At 40.5% G+C, this 237-nt stretch carries 1 protein-coding gene; it reads left to right on the top strand.

All coding sequences use genetic code 11. The features are described 5' to 3' along the window. Positions 1–237, top strand: a 237-nt coding sequence (locus IAE20_RS16705; RefSeq protein ID WP_200461979.1) for an Ig-like domain-containing protein, incomplete at both ends; no start/stop codon positions are given.

Below are 237 nucleotides of genomic sequence, written 5' to 3'. Positions count from 1 at the left end.
GAGTTTTACACCATCGACTGATTTGAGCGAAGGTAATCATTCGCTAACAGTGGCTTTGGTTGATCTGGCCGGAAATAAGGGCAATGCTAGTCCTGCTTTTGATTTAACTATTGATACCACTGCACCGAGTTTGACGATTACCACAGCTGATACCACATTATCGCCTAACGAAATTGTAGATATCATCTTCAACTTTAGTGAGAAAGTCATCGGATTTGACTTGTCTGATATTCAAGT

It is taken from the genome of Acinetobacter sp. S54 (assembly GCF_016624945.1).
Taxonomy (GTDB): Bacteria; Pseudomonadota; Gammaproteobacteria; order Pseudomonadales; family Moraxellaceae; genus Acinetobacter.
This window is presented reverse-complemented; position numbering and strand designations above follow the sequence as displayed.